The sequence below is a fragment of the Microcoleus sp. AT3-D2 genome (assembly GCF_036705715.1).
Classification (GTDB): domain Bacteria; phylum Cyanobacteriota; class Cyanobacteriia; order Cyanobacteriales; family Microcoleaceae; genus Microcoleus.
This window is the reverse complement of record NZ_JAUBVE010000026.1, coordinates 22,595-40,159: the sequence shown is the minus strand read 5'-3', so window position 1 is coordinate 40,159 and position 17,565 is coordinate 22,595. Positions and strand designations below refer to the sequence as shown.

Here is a 17,565-nt window from a genome sequence, read left to right as displayed (position 1 = left end):
TTTTTAGATTTAATTTCATCATGAATACTCCTGGACGCAGAAACCAGGTTTTTTACGGAAATAACGTTACATTTTTTACCGACAGGTAAAACTCGCTCGCTCGCCCCTTTACCATATCCTAGAAAAACACAGCCACGGCCAAGGCTCAAATCAGCTCGGGATCGATCGCCTTCTCTGTGCGATCGTGCAGGAAACCATCCCTAGTTGATGATGGTTGTAACAGAATTTGTGGGATTATGATTTCTGTGCAATTAGCCTTCTTGCCTTCATGCCAACGAATGATTCTGACCTACAAATCCAAGCGCGAAGAATTCTAGACGCGATTGCTTTGATTCCTTTTGAGCAATGTCAACCCTTGACCCGTGGGTTTGAGAGCATTCCTGCGCGTCCTGGCATTTATGCAATCAGGCACAGAACTGATGGATTGCTCTACATCGGTAAAACCAAGAGCTTACGAGGTCGCTTCAGTGGTGGACACAAAGCTTTTTTGTGGGCATGGCTCGATAAATATAGCGATGAAGACATACGGATTGCAGTACAGACAATTTCTCACTGGCAGAACCCTGCGTTACTATTGGAGCTAGAAGCCATCATTCTAAGAGCTACTGAACCCCCTTACAACGTCCAAATTCCAACTGAGATGTAAATGCCATGCAAGCCAAACTTCAAGAGCAACTTTCCCTCGCTGATGCCGAAGTTATTTTAGGACGTTTTCCTGAGCGAATTCGTGCTGCCCTAATTGCTCGTGCTGCTGAAATTGAATATCCAATCGAAGCAGTCATTGAGATGGCGATCGCTAGTTTCCTTGACACGGAGGCATTAGGTTTTGCAGATTGCAAACCAGGACGCGGACAATAACAGCGTCAAATGGCGATCGCGGCGGTCTAACAACCCGGTTCGATCGGACTACCGAAAGATATTGGTGGTGATGCAAAAGTTATTTCTAGCCACTCAACCGGAACGTTGCTTTTGGCTGCAACCATGCTTCTAAATTATCTGCCAGTGTTTAACATTAAGCTATTCACCTCTAATTGCTGTAGTTCAGTCTATGAGAAAGCCACAAACTGTTAAAGCTTTGGAAGAGCTAGGACGGGTTCAACTCTCTAAGAGTTTTTTCATGCGCGAGTTTCTTTATTCAGAAATCTCTCAAATTGAAGGTATCCCTAACATCCCTAGCGATCCTGACTTGGCGATCGCAGCAGGAAAGAATTTGTGTGAGAGGGTGCTTGAACCAATTCAAGATGCGCTTGGTCGGATTAGTATCCGCTCAGCCTATCGTTCTTGTGCGGTGAACGCCAAAGGAGCAGAGAATAAAAATCAGTACAACTGTGCCAGTAATGAGGCCAACTATGCAGAACATATCTGGGACGTAAAAGATTCAGAGGGGTATATGGGAGCAACAGTATGTATTGTTGTTACATCATTCATCCCTTACTATGAACGCACTCAAGATTGGACAGCATTGGCATGGTGGATACATGACCACATTGATGCTTATGCAGCAATGACCTTTTTCCCAAACTATGCAGCGTTCAACATTAGGTGGAGCGAGAATCCTAATGTTTCAAAAGAAATTTATAGCTACGTAAAAAACCCGCACACTGGTAAGAAGAGCGGGTATCTGACAAAGGAGGGGATGGATAATTTCTTAGGTTTGCATGAGCAGTTTTACCAAGAATTTATCGATCGCTGACTAACCATCGCCTTGAACTTCTATGCGATAGTTGTAGCCCTGTTCAGTCAGAAACAGTTGCCGGTGTCGGGCAAAATCTTCCTCGCAAGTTTGTAGCGAGACTAATGTATAAAAGCTGGCATTGTGTCCGTCGGGTTTGGGGCGGAGAATTCGTCCGAGGCGCTGCGCTTCTTCTTGGCGAGAACCATACTTTCCCGATACTTGAATCAACACATCGGCATCGGGTAAATCGACGGCAAAATTGCCTACGCGAGATAGAATTAATCCGGGAATTTCTTTGTGACGGAATGCTTCGTATAACCGATCGCGATCTGCCTGTTTTGTCTTCCCCGTAATCAGAGGCAATTCGGTAATTTTGGCGATCGCATCCAACTGTTCGAGATACTCACCAATAATTAAAATACGGTGTCCCGCCTCCTTTTGCAACAAACTTTGTACCACATCCAACTTACCCGGATTTTCCGCAGCAATCCGAAACTGGCTGCGGCGGGGCGCTAGGGCATATTCCATTTTTTCCGCCTCATTTTGGGCGACGCGGATTTCCGTACAATTCGCAGTGGCAATAAATCCCTGTCCTTCCAATTCGCGCCAAGGTACGTCATAGCGCTTGGGCCCAATCAACGTGAAGACATCGCCTTCTTTCCCATCTTCGCGAATCAATGTCGCAGTTAAACCTAACCTGCGTCGTGCTTGTAATTCAGCAGTGATCCGAAATATCGGTGCAGGTAATAGATGGACTTCATCATAAATAATCAGTCCCCACGATTGGGCGTTAAACAACTCGAAATGCGGGAATTCATCATCTTTATTCGATCGATAACTGAGCATTTGGTAAGTCGAGAGAGTTACAGAAGCCGTTTTTTTGCTGTTGCTGCTGTACTCGGCGATCGCATCTTCAGTTAAACTCGTCTTGTCTAATATTTCCCTGCGCCACTGGTGTACCGAAGTCAAACTGCTGGTGAGAATCAATGTTTTTTGCTGCACCAAACTCATCGCAATCATCCCCACAATCGTCTTACCAGCGCCGCACGGTAGGACGATCGTACCGCTGCCACCTTTTACCTCTCCGCTCTGATAGAATGCTTCTACTGCTTCTTTTTGATAGGCACGCAAATTAAAGGGTAAATCGCTTCCTAAAGTGCGATCGCGCAATGCAATTGCTAACTCGGCACCCTCGACATATCCAGCCAAATCTTCCGCCGGATAACCCACGGCTAGCAAAGCTTGTTTGAGTACACCGCGATTCCCCGCATCGACTTGAAAGCAAAGATCCGAAATCCGCTTACCTAACAGCGGTTTTACGCGCTCGTCCCGCACTAGCAACTCCGTCAGCGGGCGATCGGCAATCCGCAGTTGTAAATCGGGATTTTCCGCATCAATCCTTTCAATTACCGTCAATCCGTAGCGCGTACCAAGCAGTTCGATTTCCTGCGCTACCGACTCAGGAATGTCATATTTAGCATACTTTCGCAAAGCTGCGATCATCAATTCAACTAACATTCCCGCCGCCCGCGCATTCCACACGCTGAGGGGCGTGATGCGATAGGTGTGGATGTGTTCGGGACTTTTGATTAATTCGGCAAAGGGGGCGATCGCTTCTCGTGCCTGTTGTGCTGTGGGAGCGTGAACTTCTAGTAAGATCGATCGATCGCTTTGTACGATTAAAGCATTTTCGGGAACGTAAGTCATAGGAAGAAGGAAGAAGGAAGACGGAAGAAGGAAGACGGAAGACGGAAGACGGAAGACGGAAGACGGAAGACGGAAGAAGGAAGACGGAAGAAGGAAGAAGGAAGACGGAAGACGGAAGAAGGAAGACGGAAGAAGGAAGACGGAAGAGGGAATAAGTTTGTTAGAACAGAAAAGTTTGGTTGATTTGCTCCAGTCCATGTTATAAGGTGCGTCGCGATTGAGATTGTCGATCTTTTTTTAGGATTTATCGCCAGCGATGCACCCTACAAATACTCAAAGTCCCCCTTTTTAAGGGTGATTTAGGGGGATCTGGACTCAGCTATAAACGAACAATAAAAAGGTTTTTGGGTGATTTTTGACACTAATAGTATCAGGTGTACTATTTATCCCGCTGGGGTAAGACGTAGCCGACTTGCCGCAGGGCGTTGCGAAACTTAGTTTCCTGGGACAATGGAACCGTCAAAGTGCGATCGCCCGCTAGCTGACAGAATTTTTTGGTACGGGAATCATTGGCAATCAACACTGCTAAATGGGCGTTTGTGCATTCGATTAACTTGACAGTTCCTATATCTTGCAAACTATTCGCTCGTTCTGTAACATCCGTCAGAAATCGCTGTACGGTTTCGGGTAGCGGTTCGATACTTCTTGTCTCTAAAACTTCTTTAAATTCTGCTAGCGGGTATCCGGCTTCAATGGCGGTAAATAGCTTTTGTCGATCGAGTTGCCAGACGACATCTGAAACTTTTTTAGCATAGAGATCGAGAACGATCGCATCTGATGTCGCGATGCCTTCTCCTGCTACAACAATATCTAAGTTGGGCAGTACGCGGAGTGTTTGACGGAACTCAATTGCTGGCGGAGTGTAATTCTGAGTCAATCCCAAACAGTAAGCCCCCAAAGCTGTCATGCGAAAAGATATTAAGCCGTCGTAGCGGCTGAGAAATCTCAAATCGTCCGTTCCCCAAAGATCGTCAAAATCGCTGGGTAGGAGGGACGGATCGGCATAGGCAACATCAATTATTCCCAGGGTAGCAACATACTCAAACAACAGGCAGCGCATATATCTTTCTTGCAGAATATGCCAATCGTGACTGCCCGAATATCCTAAGTTACCATACCCAAATTCAGAAATATAGAGATTGTCAGGATCGCGCGTTACTTCAAACCGATTGCCCGTTGCCAACATATATCTGCTAAATTCGCTAAACAGAACCCATTTACCGACAGGACATTCTGCTAGAATTGAGGCGATCGCCTCTCTCCGCCCCGCCACCGCTGTCATGCCGCGCGCCCCCTTGCCGGTTTGTCCTTTAATCGCATCAATGCGGCGAAATTCATCAAAAGAGTTTGTTTTTAACCAGCGCTTCCATGCTGTCTGCAATCCTTTGGCAGGTGATTCTTGTAAAGCTTTCTGTCCCGCTTTCGTCAACACTAGCTTTTTGCCCGATAGTTCGGCGAATTTGCTCGCTTGGGCGATCGTGGCCCAAGCAAAGGATTTGATGTTACCAACCTCGTAGAATATATCGCCCTTTTCCAAGGTAGCTTGGCGCTGTTCGTCGTTATAAAAATCACCCCCTTGCAATACAGCGGCGATCGCTTTCAGAGTTGCGGCACCAGGTAATGCGGTTTTCTCACTAACGGCAACTTTGCCCGACTGAATCAGACGCAAAACAGCTTCCAAATCCTTTGGGGCTGCCCGTTCCATTTCACAAGTTGTCAAAGGAACTTCGTACTCGGATACCTCTCTTTGAGATGTACGAAAGTTCTGTTTTTCTACACGAACAATAAAATTATCTGGCAGTACATCCCCAACCAGATTTAAGGGAGTTGCTTGAGGTTTTGGCACAAACTTCAGCAATTTTTGTTCAAGATCGTAGGGTATCGCAGTGCCGTAGAAGAACAAGCATAGTAGGGATGGTTCTCGGTTGTATCCATAGCGATCGCTTGTTCCCCAGTTTGGTTGTTGTCTGTATTTCGCCACAAATACATCGCCATCATAGCCACCACCTGACCCATGTATAACTTCCGCTACGGCCGCTTTTTGCAAATCGTCTAATTGCGCCCAAACTTGCTTAAGTTTTTCTCCCTGCATTTGCTGTTTAATCCCAGCAACCAGGTCAGCTTTGCGGGTTAATTTGCGATCGCCCGACAACAGTGCATTGAGCTTTTTTAAATCTTCAACAATTATTCCTTCGAGTGCCTCTTGGAGAGTAGGAACATCATCTATGGTTTGGTAACGCGGCATAATTTTTGGCAATTCGCCTGCTGCAAAATTGTTTGTGCTACCAAATATAACAACTTTCGGAAAATTTTAACTTGAATTTTTGTAACAAAATCCCCAAGTATGGTTTAATATTTATTGTTAAACACGAAAATTTTATCTAATAAAGTACAGAAGAATGCAAGCTAAAAAACTCGGAATTACACTACTATTATTGCACAATCTTAGGTAAATAATTTTAATTTAAAATTTGAGTTTTGAGATTTAACTCGGAGTGTGAGATAATTATTTACAATCGTGACTTGTGTTTTACTGAACCCGCCGGTGCGGTAAAAAAGGAGTCGCAGTCAGCATTCTTAAAAAAATTCTCAATTCCCAATCATCACAAACAAGGCGATATGAGCGAACACCCAACCATCAGCTACCGCACCGAAAGCGACTCGATGGGAGACAAACAAATCCCATCTAATGTCTACTACGGCATCCAAACTCTGCGCGCCGTTGAAAATTTCCCGATTAGCGGTATTAAGCCTTTATCAACATACGTTGATGCTTGTGTTTTAATTAAAAAAGCAACAGCGATCGCCAATGGCGAACTCGGCTGCATTGCCCAAGACATCAGTCAAGCAATTGTCCAAGCAGCAGATGAAATTCTAGCGGGAAAATTGCGCGATCAATTTGTAGTTGATGTCTACCAAGCCGGCGCCGGAACTTCTCACCACATGAATGTTAATGAAGTTCTTTCAAATCGCGCTTTGGAAATTATGGGCGAGGAAAAAGGCAATTACAAGCGCATCAGTCCTAACGATCATGTAAACTACGGTCAATCGACAAATGATGTGATTCCGACGGCGATTCGGATCGGCGGATTGTTGGCGTTAGAAAAAACTCTTTTTCCAGCATTATCGGATGCCGTAGTCGCCCTAGAAAACAAAGCCGAAGAATTCAAAGATATTGTTAAATCCGGCCGCACTCATATGCAAGATGCCGTACCGGTTCGACTCGGCGATACCTTCGGCGCTTGGGCGCAAATTCTCAGAGAACATACATTGAGAATTGACAGGGCATCCGATGATTTGACATCTCTGGGATTGGGGGGAAGTGCGGCCGGAACAGGGTTAAATACTCACCCTGAATATTGTCAAAAAGTTGCTGAAATTCTCTCCGAATTAATTGACCACCCCCTGAAACCAGCAAAGCATTTAATGGCTGCTATGCAGAGTATGGCACCGTTTGTAAATGTGTCTGGTGCACTGCGAAATCTCGCTCAGGATTGCGTTAAAATCTCCCATGACTTGCGTTTGATGGACTCCGGGCCGAAAACGGGTTTGAAAGAAATTCAACTGCCTCCTGTGCAACCTGGTTCGTCTATTATGCCGGGAAAATACAATCCTGTGATGGCAGAAATGACATCGATGGTGTGTTTTCAAGTTATGGGTTACGATAGCGCGATCGCCCTGGCAGCCCAAGCGGGACAATTAGAATTGAACGTGATGATGCCCCTGATTGCCTACAATCTCATTCACAGCATCGAAATTTTAGGCAATACCATCAGCGCTTTGACTACACAATGCCTCGAAAAAATAGAAGCTAAGGGCGATCGGTGTCTCGCTTATGCTGAAGGTAGTCTCGCCCTCGTTACCGCCCTCAACACTCACATTGGCTATCTCAACGCCGCCGCCGTCGCCAAAGAATCCTTAGAAACGGGCAAATCTTTGCGACAAATTGTGCTAGAACGGGGTTTAATGAGTGCAGAAGACTTGGCAAAAGTTCTAGATTTAGAGAAAATGAGTGCGATGCCGGGATCTTCTGCTAACGTTTAGGATCTCAGAGGTATCAGCTAGAAACTAGAAGGCTGAAATTGATTGAATTCTGCATTCTGCCTTCCGAGTTCTCCCTAAATGCTGTCACAGGTTAAAGTTAAAGAATTCAGAATTCAATCTTTTTCATTTAATTCTGAATTTTTTTTATAGTCTAAAGTTTTGGAGCAAGATTTATGCGCGCAGGTTCTTTTGCAAAATTAACTCAAGATAAAGAGAACACAACTCAAGTGACATTTCATTATGTGGAAGGTCACGCAGAAACGTTTACTATTCCGATGCCGGCACAAGAATTCCAAGACGAAGTGCTGACTTTGTTAAGTCAACCTTGGTTGACTTTCCATTTAGCCGATCAAACGGTTTTTATCTGTACTGCCCGGTTGGTGAAAGTAGAAGTTAAACCTGCTATCCCTGAACTGCAAGGTCAAGGAGTATTCTCTAACTCGCTGCGAGTTAGTACCATGCAGCGGGCTGCTGCTGGTAGATTGCCGATGGATACTTAGGACTCATTTGTATTGAGATTATTCTTGGTAACGCACGCGCGAAACACCCTAAGCAGGGTGTTCCGCGCGTGCGTTATATTGAGATTATTCCCGATCGATAACCAATTACCAATCAATTCATAATTATGTCTGCTGTTAGTTTAATTCAGGCCAATTCATACGATCGGCAAATCTTGCAAGCATCTTTAGAAAGTTTGCTGGCACCCTTGGGCGGAATCTCGGCTTTTGTCAAAGCGGGCGATCGGGTTTTACTCAAACCCAATCTCCTCACAGGTTCTCGCCCTACAAAAGAATGCGTCACCCGCCCAGAATTGGTTTACTGCGTCGCTAAAATGGTCATGGAAGCGGGAGGAAAACCCTTTTTAGGTGATAGTCCGGCTTTTGGCAGCGCTATGGGTGTAGCCAAAGCCAATGGTTATTTGCCGCTGTTGGAAGAACTGAATTTGCCAGTAGTTGAGTTTCAAGGAAAACGCTACGAAACTCTCAGCGAAGATTTCAATCATCTGCGAATTTGCAAAGAAGCAATGGAAGCGGATGTAGTGATTAATTTGCCCAAACTCAAATCTCACGTTCAATTAACGGTGACAATGGGCGTGAAAAATTTATTCGGCTGCGTCCCCGGCAAAATGAAGGCTTGGTGGCACATGGAAGCTGGCAAAGATAGCGCCAGATTCGGTGAAATGCTGGTAGAAACTGCCCGGGCAATTAACCCAAATTTGACGATTTTGGATGGCATTATCGGTCACGAAGGTAACGGGCCAAGCGGCGGCGAACCTAAGTTTTTGGGAATTTTGGCCGCCTCTGATGATGTCTTTGCTTTGGACAGAACTTTAGTTGAAATCATTAACGCTGATCCGGCGGCGGTTCCCACTGTAGCTGCGGCGATGAGATTGGGGCTTTGCTCGAATTTAGAGGCGATTGATTTTCCGCTTTTGCAGCCGGAAAATCTCAAGGTTTTGGATTGGAAGTTGCCCGAAAGCATGATGGCGATCGACTTTGGTATGCCCCGCGTGGTGAAGTCGGCTTTCAAGCACCTTTATATCCGGTTTATAAAAGAAAAGTTCAGCATCAAGGCTTCGCATTAGCGAAGAGAGAAGGGGTAAAATTTCTTTTTTTTATTCCTTCTCCTTTGCCTTGCTAATTGTAAAGAAATATAATTTGTATGTTACAAAGTATGTATTTATGTAAGCTTTCAATAACTTTGTTATAACTCTATGGTTTAAAGCATTGGTTTCGCCGTATTCGGGACTCGCGCTCATTCTTGCTACCTAAAAACAGTTGCATAATTGTAGTTAGGTAAAAATACTTAAAACAGCCGTCATTTTAACCAAATTAACCCTAAAATTTGCCTCTTCTTTATAATTAACAATAATTTATAAAGATTCAGTAAAGCTCGGAAAAGGCTATTGACACTTATACGTAGATCGCAGATGATTGCTACATATCAAACAGACCTAAGATTCAATCATAAAGGTCTAATCCAGTTGCTGAATCTATCTTAAGTATTAGATATCTCCGACACAGAGCCTGAAATTCTGCTCGTATCAGGCTGCAAAATTTAAATTCGGTAGATGTCTGTTATATCGATCGATCAACAGCCCTTGCCAAGTAAACTAAATATTCACTACCCATCACCAGTAAAAATTCAAAATCAGGAAGTACCTAACCTATGCTTACTAACAACAATCTGACAATTTTACAGCCACTCAAAGCTAAGCTTTTGCCAAACGGTGAAGTTTTACTCACCCGCAAATTGATTGAAGCAGTTGGTGAGTTAGCCAAGTATTGGTCGGGTTCCATTACTGTGATGATGGAAGAAACCAAAGAAGACAGCGACCAGATAGATTCAAAAAAATTCAAACTTGATGAATTGCCATTCAAACTCGAAATAATTTCTTTTGACAAAATCACCCCATCTTTACTACATCAGCATCAGAGTTCGCTGGTATTGGCAGCCCCGGAATACAGACAGAACCATATCAGTCAAGTGTGTAAAATAGCGGGAGTACCGTGTATTTACGTTTCCGAATACAGTCTGAAAACTCGCAAACAAATCGTGAATGTGAGTACGAGAAATCCCCTACTCCGGTTGCGGAGAATAATCTGGACTTACACTCAAGAATATAAGCAGCGCAAGGCGATCGCAATGGCAGAGGGATTGCAGTGCAACGGCACCCCTACCTACCAAGAATACAAGCATCTCAATCGCAACGCACAGTTGTTCTTGGACACGCGGATTAGCGAGGAAATGTTAGCAACAGAAGCTGACATTGAACGGCGCACTGAAAACCGCTCTCAAGATATGCCTCTGCGGCTGGTATTCTCAGGTCGCCTAATTAAGATGAAAGGAGCAGATCATTTACTTGAGGTCGCTAAAGAACTCAAACAACTGAAGGTGAACTTTGAAATGTTCATCAGTGGTGTTGGTGAATTAGAAGAGATGATGCACCAGCAAATAGCTGCCAATCAACTTAATGATTGCGTGAAAATGCTCGGAGTGCCTGACTTTAAAACAAAGTTTTTCCCCTTTGTGAAGAACAATATTGATTTGTTTGTTTGCTGTCACCGGCAGGGCGATCCTTCTTGTACTTACATAGAAACTATGGCTGGTGGCGTGCCGATTGTTGGGTATGCTAACGAAGCATTCCAGGGAATTGCAGAAATGTCGGAGACAGGATGGGTTGTGCCAATGAATCAGCCTAAACAGATGGCGAAGAAAATTGCAGAACTCAGCCACAACCGGGAAGAAATTAAATCGATGTCGTTCAAGTCGCTGAAGTTTGCTCAACAGCACACATTTGAGAAGACTTTTCAAGCTCGCATAAAACATATGCAGGCTATTGCCTACTCAAGGCGGCCTAATCCAGTCACCGAAAGTCAAGTATGTGATGCTCCCGATATGGTGTTGGCGTACAGTCAACTGCCTTAAGAATCCTTCTGCCTATGATTTAGACAGGTTTCATTAAGGTAGCCACGGAAATCGGAGGTTTTGTAAAGGCAATGGTTGAGGTGAGCGATCGCCATTAGATTTAGATGTTTTTTTCAAACTTAATAGCATCAAACTCGACTGGGCGATCGCACTTCTTCCATAGGTTCTCAAGTCTCCTTTAACGGGTTACATTTTCTTGGCAACTACCAGAGCCCACAGCAACTCTAAACCATCGAGCGACCAACTCATTTTCCTTTCCACCGGAACTGGCAAAACTAACAGGGGTTTTAGTTTAAATCTTGTTAAATCAACTGCTTCATTATTTAGATACAAATGCACAAATGCTTTTATTAGTATCATAGCCTAGAGGTCTACCCTGTTTATAACTTAATGTATACTTGAATTATTGCTGAATTATTGACTAGAGAAAAACTTACTCACAGCCCGCTCGCGGCAGGTGTAGTTTTTTATCAAAAGTGACAAAGTAAGTTAAATGCGTTAGCTTAAATTCGATGTTACCTGAAAACCACGCCTCAGCAATTGTATTCCCAAAACTTCATAAGTTTTAGGCATTCATCTGCTGTATCTCGGATTCCGCAATTGTCAAGGGTACATAACGTCCCGGATTGCTTCAACATGAGTGGTTATTAGTACATCAAGTTCCTAAGTAAGGAAAACTAAAATGCAAAGTCAGACGTGCTTAAACCCTACCCTCGTCTGCCCGATATCGGGACAGAGTATGAAACCGTGGCTATTCATACCCGGTGATTGGCGCAGACCTCGAAACAAAGAGTCATTTCAATTGTAATGGTGCGAAAAGTCACAACTTGGATGCATTCATCCTCTACCCGAACTCAATAAAATCGCCAGCTTCTACGACATCGATGAGTATTATACTCATCATATAGACTTTACAGGCTTCGTATCTGCCTCTCCTATTTCCTTCTTCGATAAATTGCGTACCCCATCTAGCTTGGCGTTTCGATCGCGGAGTAGATGTCACAAGTAAATGATGGAAGCAACAGTTCGGGACTGCTTCCACCTCGATCTTAGAAATTGGTTGTGCCAACGGGCAACTGCTGCAAGAAATGCGAGCAGATGGTCATAAAGTCTGAGGCGTAGAACCCGATCGACAAGCTTTGGTTTTGGCCGAGCAGCGAGGCCTTAATGTATTTTATGGTACTGCTGAATCTTTGCCCCCGGAAGTCAAGTCTAGACAGTACGACATAATTGTGATGAACCACGTACTCGAACATACCAGAGATCCTTTACTTGCACTCCGCAATGCCATGCAGTTACTCGTGGATGGCGGCAAATTGGTCATGGAAGTACCAAATAACTCTTGTATTGGGCTGAAGTCATCAGGGATTGCTTGGATGCATCTAGATGTACCAAGGCATTTGTATTTTTTCACACCGCAGAGCTTTCGCGCTATCTGTGAAAAAGTAGGATTTGAGATAATTGCTACCCAGTTTAATGGCTACTATCGCCAATTTGACAACACTTGGATCAATGATGAAAGAAAAATTTTCAGTGTGTTCGATTCAATGGCATCTCATCAGATAGTAAAGCCCAAAGAAAACAGCAAACTCCAAGCTTGGAAGCTACTGCTGAAAACAATTTTTGCTGCTGATGAAAACAAGTACGATTCGATTCGGATTGTGGCACAAAAGCCATAGCAAGATCGAGGTAATGGCAATAAACTTTGGGTTTGATTATCAAGTTTGGTTACACGCTCACCATACTTTTGCGATCCCCTGCGATCATCGCTTATGCCAGGAGTACAGTCCAACCAAATGCGACTATTGACCCAGGAATCCACCTGACTTGATCAAGAATGACACACAAACTTTGTATGTAGTGTGTGCAGTCCGTAGCTTACCACATAGATAATGTAAAACTTGTTTTCTGGCGTAAAATCGTTTTCGGTTGCATCGGAATAATATCTTTGGATCATGTCAGTGGGAGCTTAAGAGACCGCTACCCAAATCGCGAGTTCTTAAGCTCCCACTATAATTCCGATGTCACCAGATTTGATATAAGTTTTCTTGAATATGCGATCGTAGTTGCACCTCAAAACGATTAGTTACGATGTGTTTGCTTTTTTACTTTTGTCTTGTGAGCACCCATAATTCACAAGAAACTTTTAAATTTCAACCATATAATACTTCTTCTACAGGCGGCGTGGCGTCTGTGGGGTCGAACTGTTTGATTTTCAAAGCTTGTAGCAAAAACAGCCAGATATAAAGCGGATTCAAAAAAACATACCGCTGCCAAAGGCGCCGAGGTTCCTTAATCATCCGAAACAGCCATTCCAAACCTATTTTAGATAAAAAGTCAGGAGATTTAGCCAAATTACCCGCATGAAAATCGTAAGCAGCACCTACAGCAATCAACGGCATTGATAAGTCGTCCCGGTATTCGTAAGCCCAGACTTCTTGCCGGGGACACCCCAAACCGACAAAAGTAATTGCTGCACCGCTGTTGCGAATTTGCTGTGCAATTTCTTGTTTCTCTTGGGGCGAAACCTGCCTAAATTTAGAAGGCTGAGTTCCAGCAATAATTAACTTGGGAAAACGCTGGCAGAGATTGCGAGATAAAGCTTCCAGTACAGAAGCTTGAGAGCCGTACAAATAGATAGGTAATCCTTCTTCTGCCGCACGTTCGCAGATTTGTAACATCGCATTCGGCCCGCAAACTCGATCGGGCAATTCGGTATGGTAGAGCCAATTTAACGCCCACCTGACCGGCTGTCCGTCTGGCAATACTAAGTCAATGTGATTAATCCGATAACGATGAGTGCTGTCGAGAACCCCAGTCATTACCCCGTGAACCGCTAGAGCAGAAACTGACATTGGTTTTCCGGCGCTGGCTGCTGCAATAATTTTGCTAACAGCCGCTTCATAATTAACGGCATTTACTAATATGCCCAGTACATTCTTTTTCCCTTTATCAATCATGGAGCACCTCTTTAAGTCAACGCTCGCAGTTACACTCATAAATCTCCCCTAAGATTTGTTTAACTTTGTATTCTTCAATCGTTTACCGAAATTCCCAGCACATTCTTTTTGCCCCGCTCAATCATTGGAATCCTCTTTCAGCCAACGATCGCGGTTACATTCATAAATCTCCTGTAGGATTTGTTTAACGTTATATTTCATTTTCCAGTTGGGATAGTGACTGGAAAATTTTGAATTGTCGCTAATCCACCAAATGTGATCGCCAATGCGATTCCCTTCAGCATAAGTCCAATTAAACTTGCGTTCCGCAATTGCCTCGCACATCTGGATAGCTTCTAACATCGAACAATTGCTGTACCGGCCTCCTCCTGTATTATAAACTTGGGCGCTTTTGGGAGCTTTATAAAATTCATAAAATGCCGAGATTAAATCAGCGCTATGAATGTTATCGCGAACTTGCTTGCCTTTGTAGCCAAACACTGTGTAAGGAGTTCCCGTGACAGCACACTTCATCAAGTAGGCTAGGAAGCCGTGCAATTGAGCTCCAGAGTGATTTGGACCCGTCAAACAGCCGCCGCGAAAACAAGCGGTGTTCATATTAAAATATCGACCGTATTCTTGTACTAAAACGTCAGCAGCTACCTTAGAAGCACCAAACAAACTGTGCAGGCACTGATCGATTGACATATCTTCCCGAATGCCACCTTCGTAAGTATGTCCGGGTTCAATTTCCCACCTGTGTTCTAATTCAATTAAAGGCAAATTATTAGGCGTATCGCCGTATACTTTGTTTGTAGAAGTGAAAATAAAAACCGCTTTGGGACAGTACAGGCGAGTTACTTCTAGAAGATTGAGAGTGCCGTTGGCATTGACTGTAAAGTCTATTTTCGGAGCACGGGAAGCCCAATCATGGCTGGGCTGGGCTGCTGTGTGAATTACTAATTCGATCGACTCGCCGTACCGCTGAAAGATATTGGTAATCGCTTCATAGTCGCGAATGTCCACATCTAAGTGATAATACTTGGTACCCAAAGACTTTTCGAGCAGTTGGCGGTTCCAGTTTGTAGAACCATCAGCACCAAAAAAGAACTGGCGCATATTATTGTCGATCCCAACTATATCTAAGCCTTGTTTGGCAAAGAACTGACACGCCTCAGAGCCAATTAAACCCGCCGAGCCAGTAATGATTGCAACGCCCACGTTTCACCGCCTGAAAAAATATAGTTTTCTTTGTTTTGCCCGATCGAACCCATCAGAAGTTATCCTGATTTTCCATCGAATACATCTTCGCACAATTGGGCAAAGAATAGACCTTTAACATCCCAATCATAGATTTCCCTGACGCGCGTTTGGCCCGATCGACCCAAGCGATCTCGCAATTCACGATCTTGGGCTAAACACACTATAGCTTCTGCTAGACCTTGCACAGTGCGATCGGGGTCAGTAGCAGCCACTTTAATTCCCGTTTGAGCCGTCACTTGAGTAGCCGGTCCCCCCAAATCCAAACAAATCGTGGGACGACCAACCCCCATCATTTCCGTGCACACAAAACCACCAGAGTCATGCAAACTCGGATGGAGGAGAACGTGAGACTCCCCCATTTTAGAAAGAGTTTCAGTGCGAGATAAAGTTCCCCAAAAAAATACTTTATTTGCCAGTCCCAATTCTGTTGCCAAAGCTTCCAAACGCTGCCTTTCCGGGCCATCTCCGACAATCCAGTATTCCGATTGTTCCAGCTTCGCCTCCGCAAATGCACGGAGTCCTAAGTGCACCCCTTTCCAATGTAAGAGACGACCAACACTGATGAATCTAATTGGTTGCTCAGGCGGGATAGGAAATTGCTCTAGTTCTTGAATTTCCTGCTGCGATAAACCGACTTGCGAGAAAATCTTCACGTTTTTTGCTTTGAGAAATCGCAGTCTGGCAGCAGTTTCTTCCGTAGTTGCCAGCGCAACGGCACTGCGGCGCGCCGTCAGCCCCACAAACGGATCGCGTTCTCCTACGCTTTGAGCCAATGCCCGCAGCGTTTCGTAAATTTTTCCCCGGCGGCTAAAATCTTGCCAAAAAGCCTTTGGTGCTGCTTCTGCGCCCCCCACAGGCCCCCAAATAAAAGGATGCGGCAACAGCGCCAAGAAACTTGGAGACCAATGTTTGACATAAGTTACGTGATGTACTATGTCAAAACCAATTTCGCGATCGAGCTTACGAGCGATAAAATAAGCCCAGATTTGCCACAGATAGTAGTGAAGTTGCAGCAATCCTTGTTTCCCCTTCCAATCTTCGCTCCACCCAAACGGATCAAAATAAACAAAGTGCAGGTTGGGCACTGGGTTCCGCTCTAGTTCTGCTTCAATGTACGATCGACAAAACGTGCGAGTAAATACCCAGCTTTCGTGATGTTTAGCAGATTGGATAACAGTATTCCATCCTACTCCCTCTTCGGAGCCGAGATTCGGTTCGCAAGCAAACGCAGATAATAAAACTTTCATGGCTAAGTGGTAATTGCTAATTGGTAATTGCTAAATTTTCCCTCTTCCCTCTTCCCTCTCTCCGTTAAATCCTTTACACTCATCCGTTGCCGAACTTTCTTCACCTATTCTCCATCAAAAAAGATGTAACTTCGACGTAAGCTTTAGCTGCTGCTTCGGGAGTTTTTTGAGAAATTATCTGTCGTGAACGCTCTCCCATCGACTCAATCAAATCAGGAGCATCTAGAAAAATTTGCATTTTATCCGCTAACTCTTGAGCACTGCTAGGGTCAAAAATGTAACCGTTCTCGCCTGACATAATTAACTCACAGGAAGCAGCACCATTTGAACACAATACTGGTTTTCCCAACACCATCGCTTCGGGTACAACCATACCCCAGACATCCTCAAAAGTAGGAAACACAAAAATATCAGCTTGCTGAAAATAAGCACCTAAATTTCCATATTCTACCCATCCCGCCCACATTACTTGCTCTTCAAAATCGCACTCTTTAATAAATGCTTCCAGTTCTTCCCGCTGATCTCCCTTGCCAATAATCAACAGCGAATAATCAACATAACCTTGATTTTTAAGAATAGCGCAAGCTTCTAAAAGCGTTTTAATTCCCTTTCTCGCCGTGATGCGCCCTACATACATAAAAATCGGGCGTTTCAACTGCAAGTTTGGCGGCTGAGTTTGATCTAATCGTTTCAGCAAAGCTCCCGCATCAGGTACGAGATAGGTTCTGGTAAAAATTTTATCCTCCGGTACGTTTAGAACTTCCATCAGATATTTTTTACCCGCATTGCTGTTGGCAACAAAAGCATCGGCAAACCGCACCAGAATGCGGCGCACAAATGTCCTAAAATTGGAATCTCGAAAGTCTGTATTTGGGGAACTACCATCGTAAATAATGGCTATTTTCCACCGCAGTAGCGGTTTTAAAAATGCAACAATTACAGTCCACAAAGAGAAAGCTTGGGGAAAGACCACATGAGGTCTAAATTTTAGTAAATAGCCGATAATACTAGGCGATACTACAATGAATCCGCGATCGTATCCTGTTTCTATCTTTTCCGTCTCGACAAATTTAGTCTCCCCTACCAACTGAATTGCCGATGCTCCCGGCAGGGTCGGATCGAACCCCGACCAAACACGACCAGTATAAAATACAGTATTCTTAAAAATTTTTGTAAATTCCCTCAAAACAGGCTGCCAGTAAGCTCCCAGTTCCACTTCCGGGACAAGCCAAGCAATGCGGAGTTCATTTCTATCAACCAT

14 protein-coding genes and 1 pseudogene are annotated in these 17,565 nt (G+C 44.3%); 8 read left to right on the top strand and 7 right to left on the bottom strand.

All coding sequences use genetic code 11. The annotated features are described in order from the left end of the window. The first annotated feature begins 226 nt into the window (after positions 1 to 226). The 3 genes from QUB44_RS13800 to QUB44_RS13790 all read left to right on the top strand — a co-directional run bounded on the left by QUB44_RS13800 (position 227) and on the right by QUB44_RS13790 (position 1,693). A complete protein-coding gene (locus QUB44_RS13800; RefSeq protein ID WP_333368147.1) occupies positions 227 to 646 on the top strand; it encodes a GIY-YIG nuclease family protein in 420 nt (139 codons plus the stop codon). 5 nt (positions 647 to 651) lie between these two features. Next, positions 652 to 858 carry a hypothetical protein gene (locus QUB44_RS13795; RefSeq protein ID WP_006631417.1) on the top strand — a complete coding sequence of 69 codons (207 nt, stop codon included), beginning with the start codon at positions 652 to 654 and terminating at the stop codon, positions 856 to 858. A gap of 190 nt (positions 859 to 1,048) precedes the next feature. Next, the gene (locus QUB44_RS13790) at positions 1,049 to 1,693 is read left to right on the top strand and encodes a peptidase M15 (RefSeq protein WP_333368144.1); all 645 of its coding nucleotides are present in this window, start codon (positions 1,049 to 1,051) and stop codon (positions 1,691 to 1,693) included. Here QUB44_RS13790 and QUB44_RS13785 read toward each other — a convergent pair whose 3' ends face one another. Together QUB44_RS13785 and QUB44_RS13780 are read right to left on the bottom strand one after the other, a co-directional pair. Further along, positions 1,694 to 3,382 (bottom strand): DNA repair helicase XPB, encoded by a 1,689-nt coding sequence (locus tag QUB44_RS13785; protein WP_333368141.1) that lies wholly within the window; start codon positions 3,380 to 3,382, stop codon positions 1,694 to 1,696. 379 nt (positions 3,383 to 3,761) lie between these two features. Continuing rightward, entirely contained in the window at positions 3,762 to 5,627 is a 1,866-nt protein-coding gene (locus tag QUB44_RS13780; RefSeq protein WP_333368138.1) for a hypothetical protein, read from the bottom strand. Positions 5,628 to 6,001: 374 nt separating this feature from the next. On the opposite strand from QUB44_RS13780, the gene QUB44_RS13775 reads away from it, so the two are divergent. The 4 genes from QUB44_RS13775 to QUB44_RS13760 all read left to right on the top strand — a co-directional run bounded on the left by QUB44_RS13775 (position 6,002) and on the right by QUB44_RS13760 (position 10,855). Next, positions 6,002 to 7,426, top strand: coding sequence for an aspartate ammonia-lyase (locus QUB44_RS13775; protein WP_333368135.1), 1,425 nt, complete (start codon positions 6,002 to 6,004; stop codon positions 7,424 to 7,426). A 173-nt stretch (positions 7,427 to 7,599) separates the two neighbouring features. After that, a complete protein-coding gene (locus QUB44_RS13770; protein ID WP_333167491.1) occupies positions 7,600 to 7,926 on the top strand; it encodes a hypothetical protein in 327 nt (108 codons plus the stop codon). Positions 7,927 to 8,051: 125 nt separating this feature from the next. Further along, positions 8,052 to 9,011 (top strand): DUF362 domain-containing protein, encoded by a 960-nt coding sequence (locus tag QUB44_RS13765; RefSeq protein ID WP_333368132.1) that lies wholly within the window; start codon positions 8,052 to 8,054, stop codon positions 9,009 to 9,011. Positions 9,012 to 9,595: 584 nt separating this feature from the next. Then, positions 9,596 to 10,855, top strand: a complete 1,260-nt coding sequence (locus QUB44_RS13760; protein ID WP_333368129.1) for a glycosyltransferase — start codon at positions 9,596 to 9,598, stop codon at positions 10,853 to 10,855. A gap of 186 nt (positions 10,856 to 11,041) precedes the next feature. Here QUB44_RS13760 and QUB44_RS13755 read toward each other — a convergent pair whose 3' ends face one another. Next, entirely contained in the window at positions 11,042 to 11,215 is a 174-nt protein-coding gene (locus tag QUB44_RS13755; protein ID WP_333368126.1) for a hypothetical protein, read from the bottom strand. 773 nt (positions 11,216 to 11,988) lie between these two features. On the opposite strand from QUB44_RS13755, the pseudogene QUB44_RS13750 reads away from it, so the two are divergent. After that, a pseudogene (locus QUB44_RS13750) lies at positions 11,989 to 12,534 on the top strand (class I SAM-dependent methyltransferase); the annotation flags it as partial. A 474-nt stretch (positions 12,535 to 13,008) separates the two neighbouring features. Here the strand turns inward: QUB44_RS13750 and QUB44_RS13745 are convergent. From QUB44_RS13745 to QUB44_RS13730, 4 genes are all read right to left on the bottom strand, one after another. Then, positions 13,009 to 13,854, bottom strand: a complete 846-nt coding sequence (locus QUB44_RS13745; protein ID WP_333368123.1) for a WecB/TagA/CpsF family glycosyltransferase — start codon at positions 13,852 to 13,854, stop codon at positions 13,009 to 13,011. A gap of 78 nt (positions 13,855 to 13,932) precedes the next feature. Beyond that, positions 13,933 to 15,015, bottom strand: a complete 1,083-nt coding sequence (locus QUB44_RS13740) for an NAD-dependent epimerase/dehydratase family protein (protein WP_333368120.1) — start codon at positions 15,013 to 15,015, stop codon at positions 13,933 to 13,935. 59 nt (positions 15,016 to 15,074) lie between these two features. Beyond that, on the bottom strand, positions 15,075 to 16,304 hold the full coding sequence (locus QUB44_RS13735; RefSeq protein ID WP_333368117.1) for a glycosyltransferase: 1,230 nt from the start codon (positions 16,302 to 16,304) through the stop codon (positions 15,075 to 15,077). Positions 16,305 to 16,404: 100 nt separating this feature from the next. Beyond that, a complete protein-coding gene (locus QUB44_RS13730) occupies positions 16,405 to 17,565 on the bottom strand; it encodes a glycosyltransferase family 4 protein (RefSeq protein WP_333368114.1) in 1,161 nt (386 codons plus the stop codon).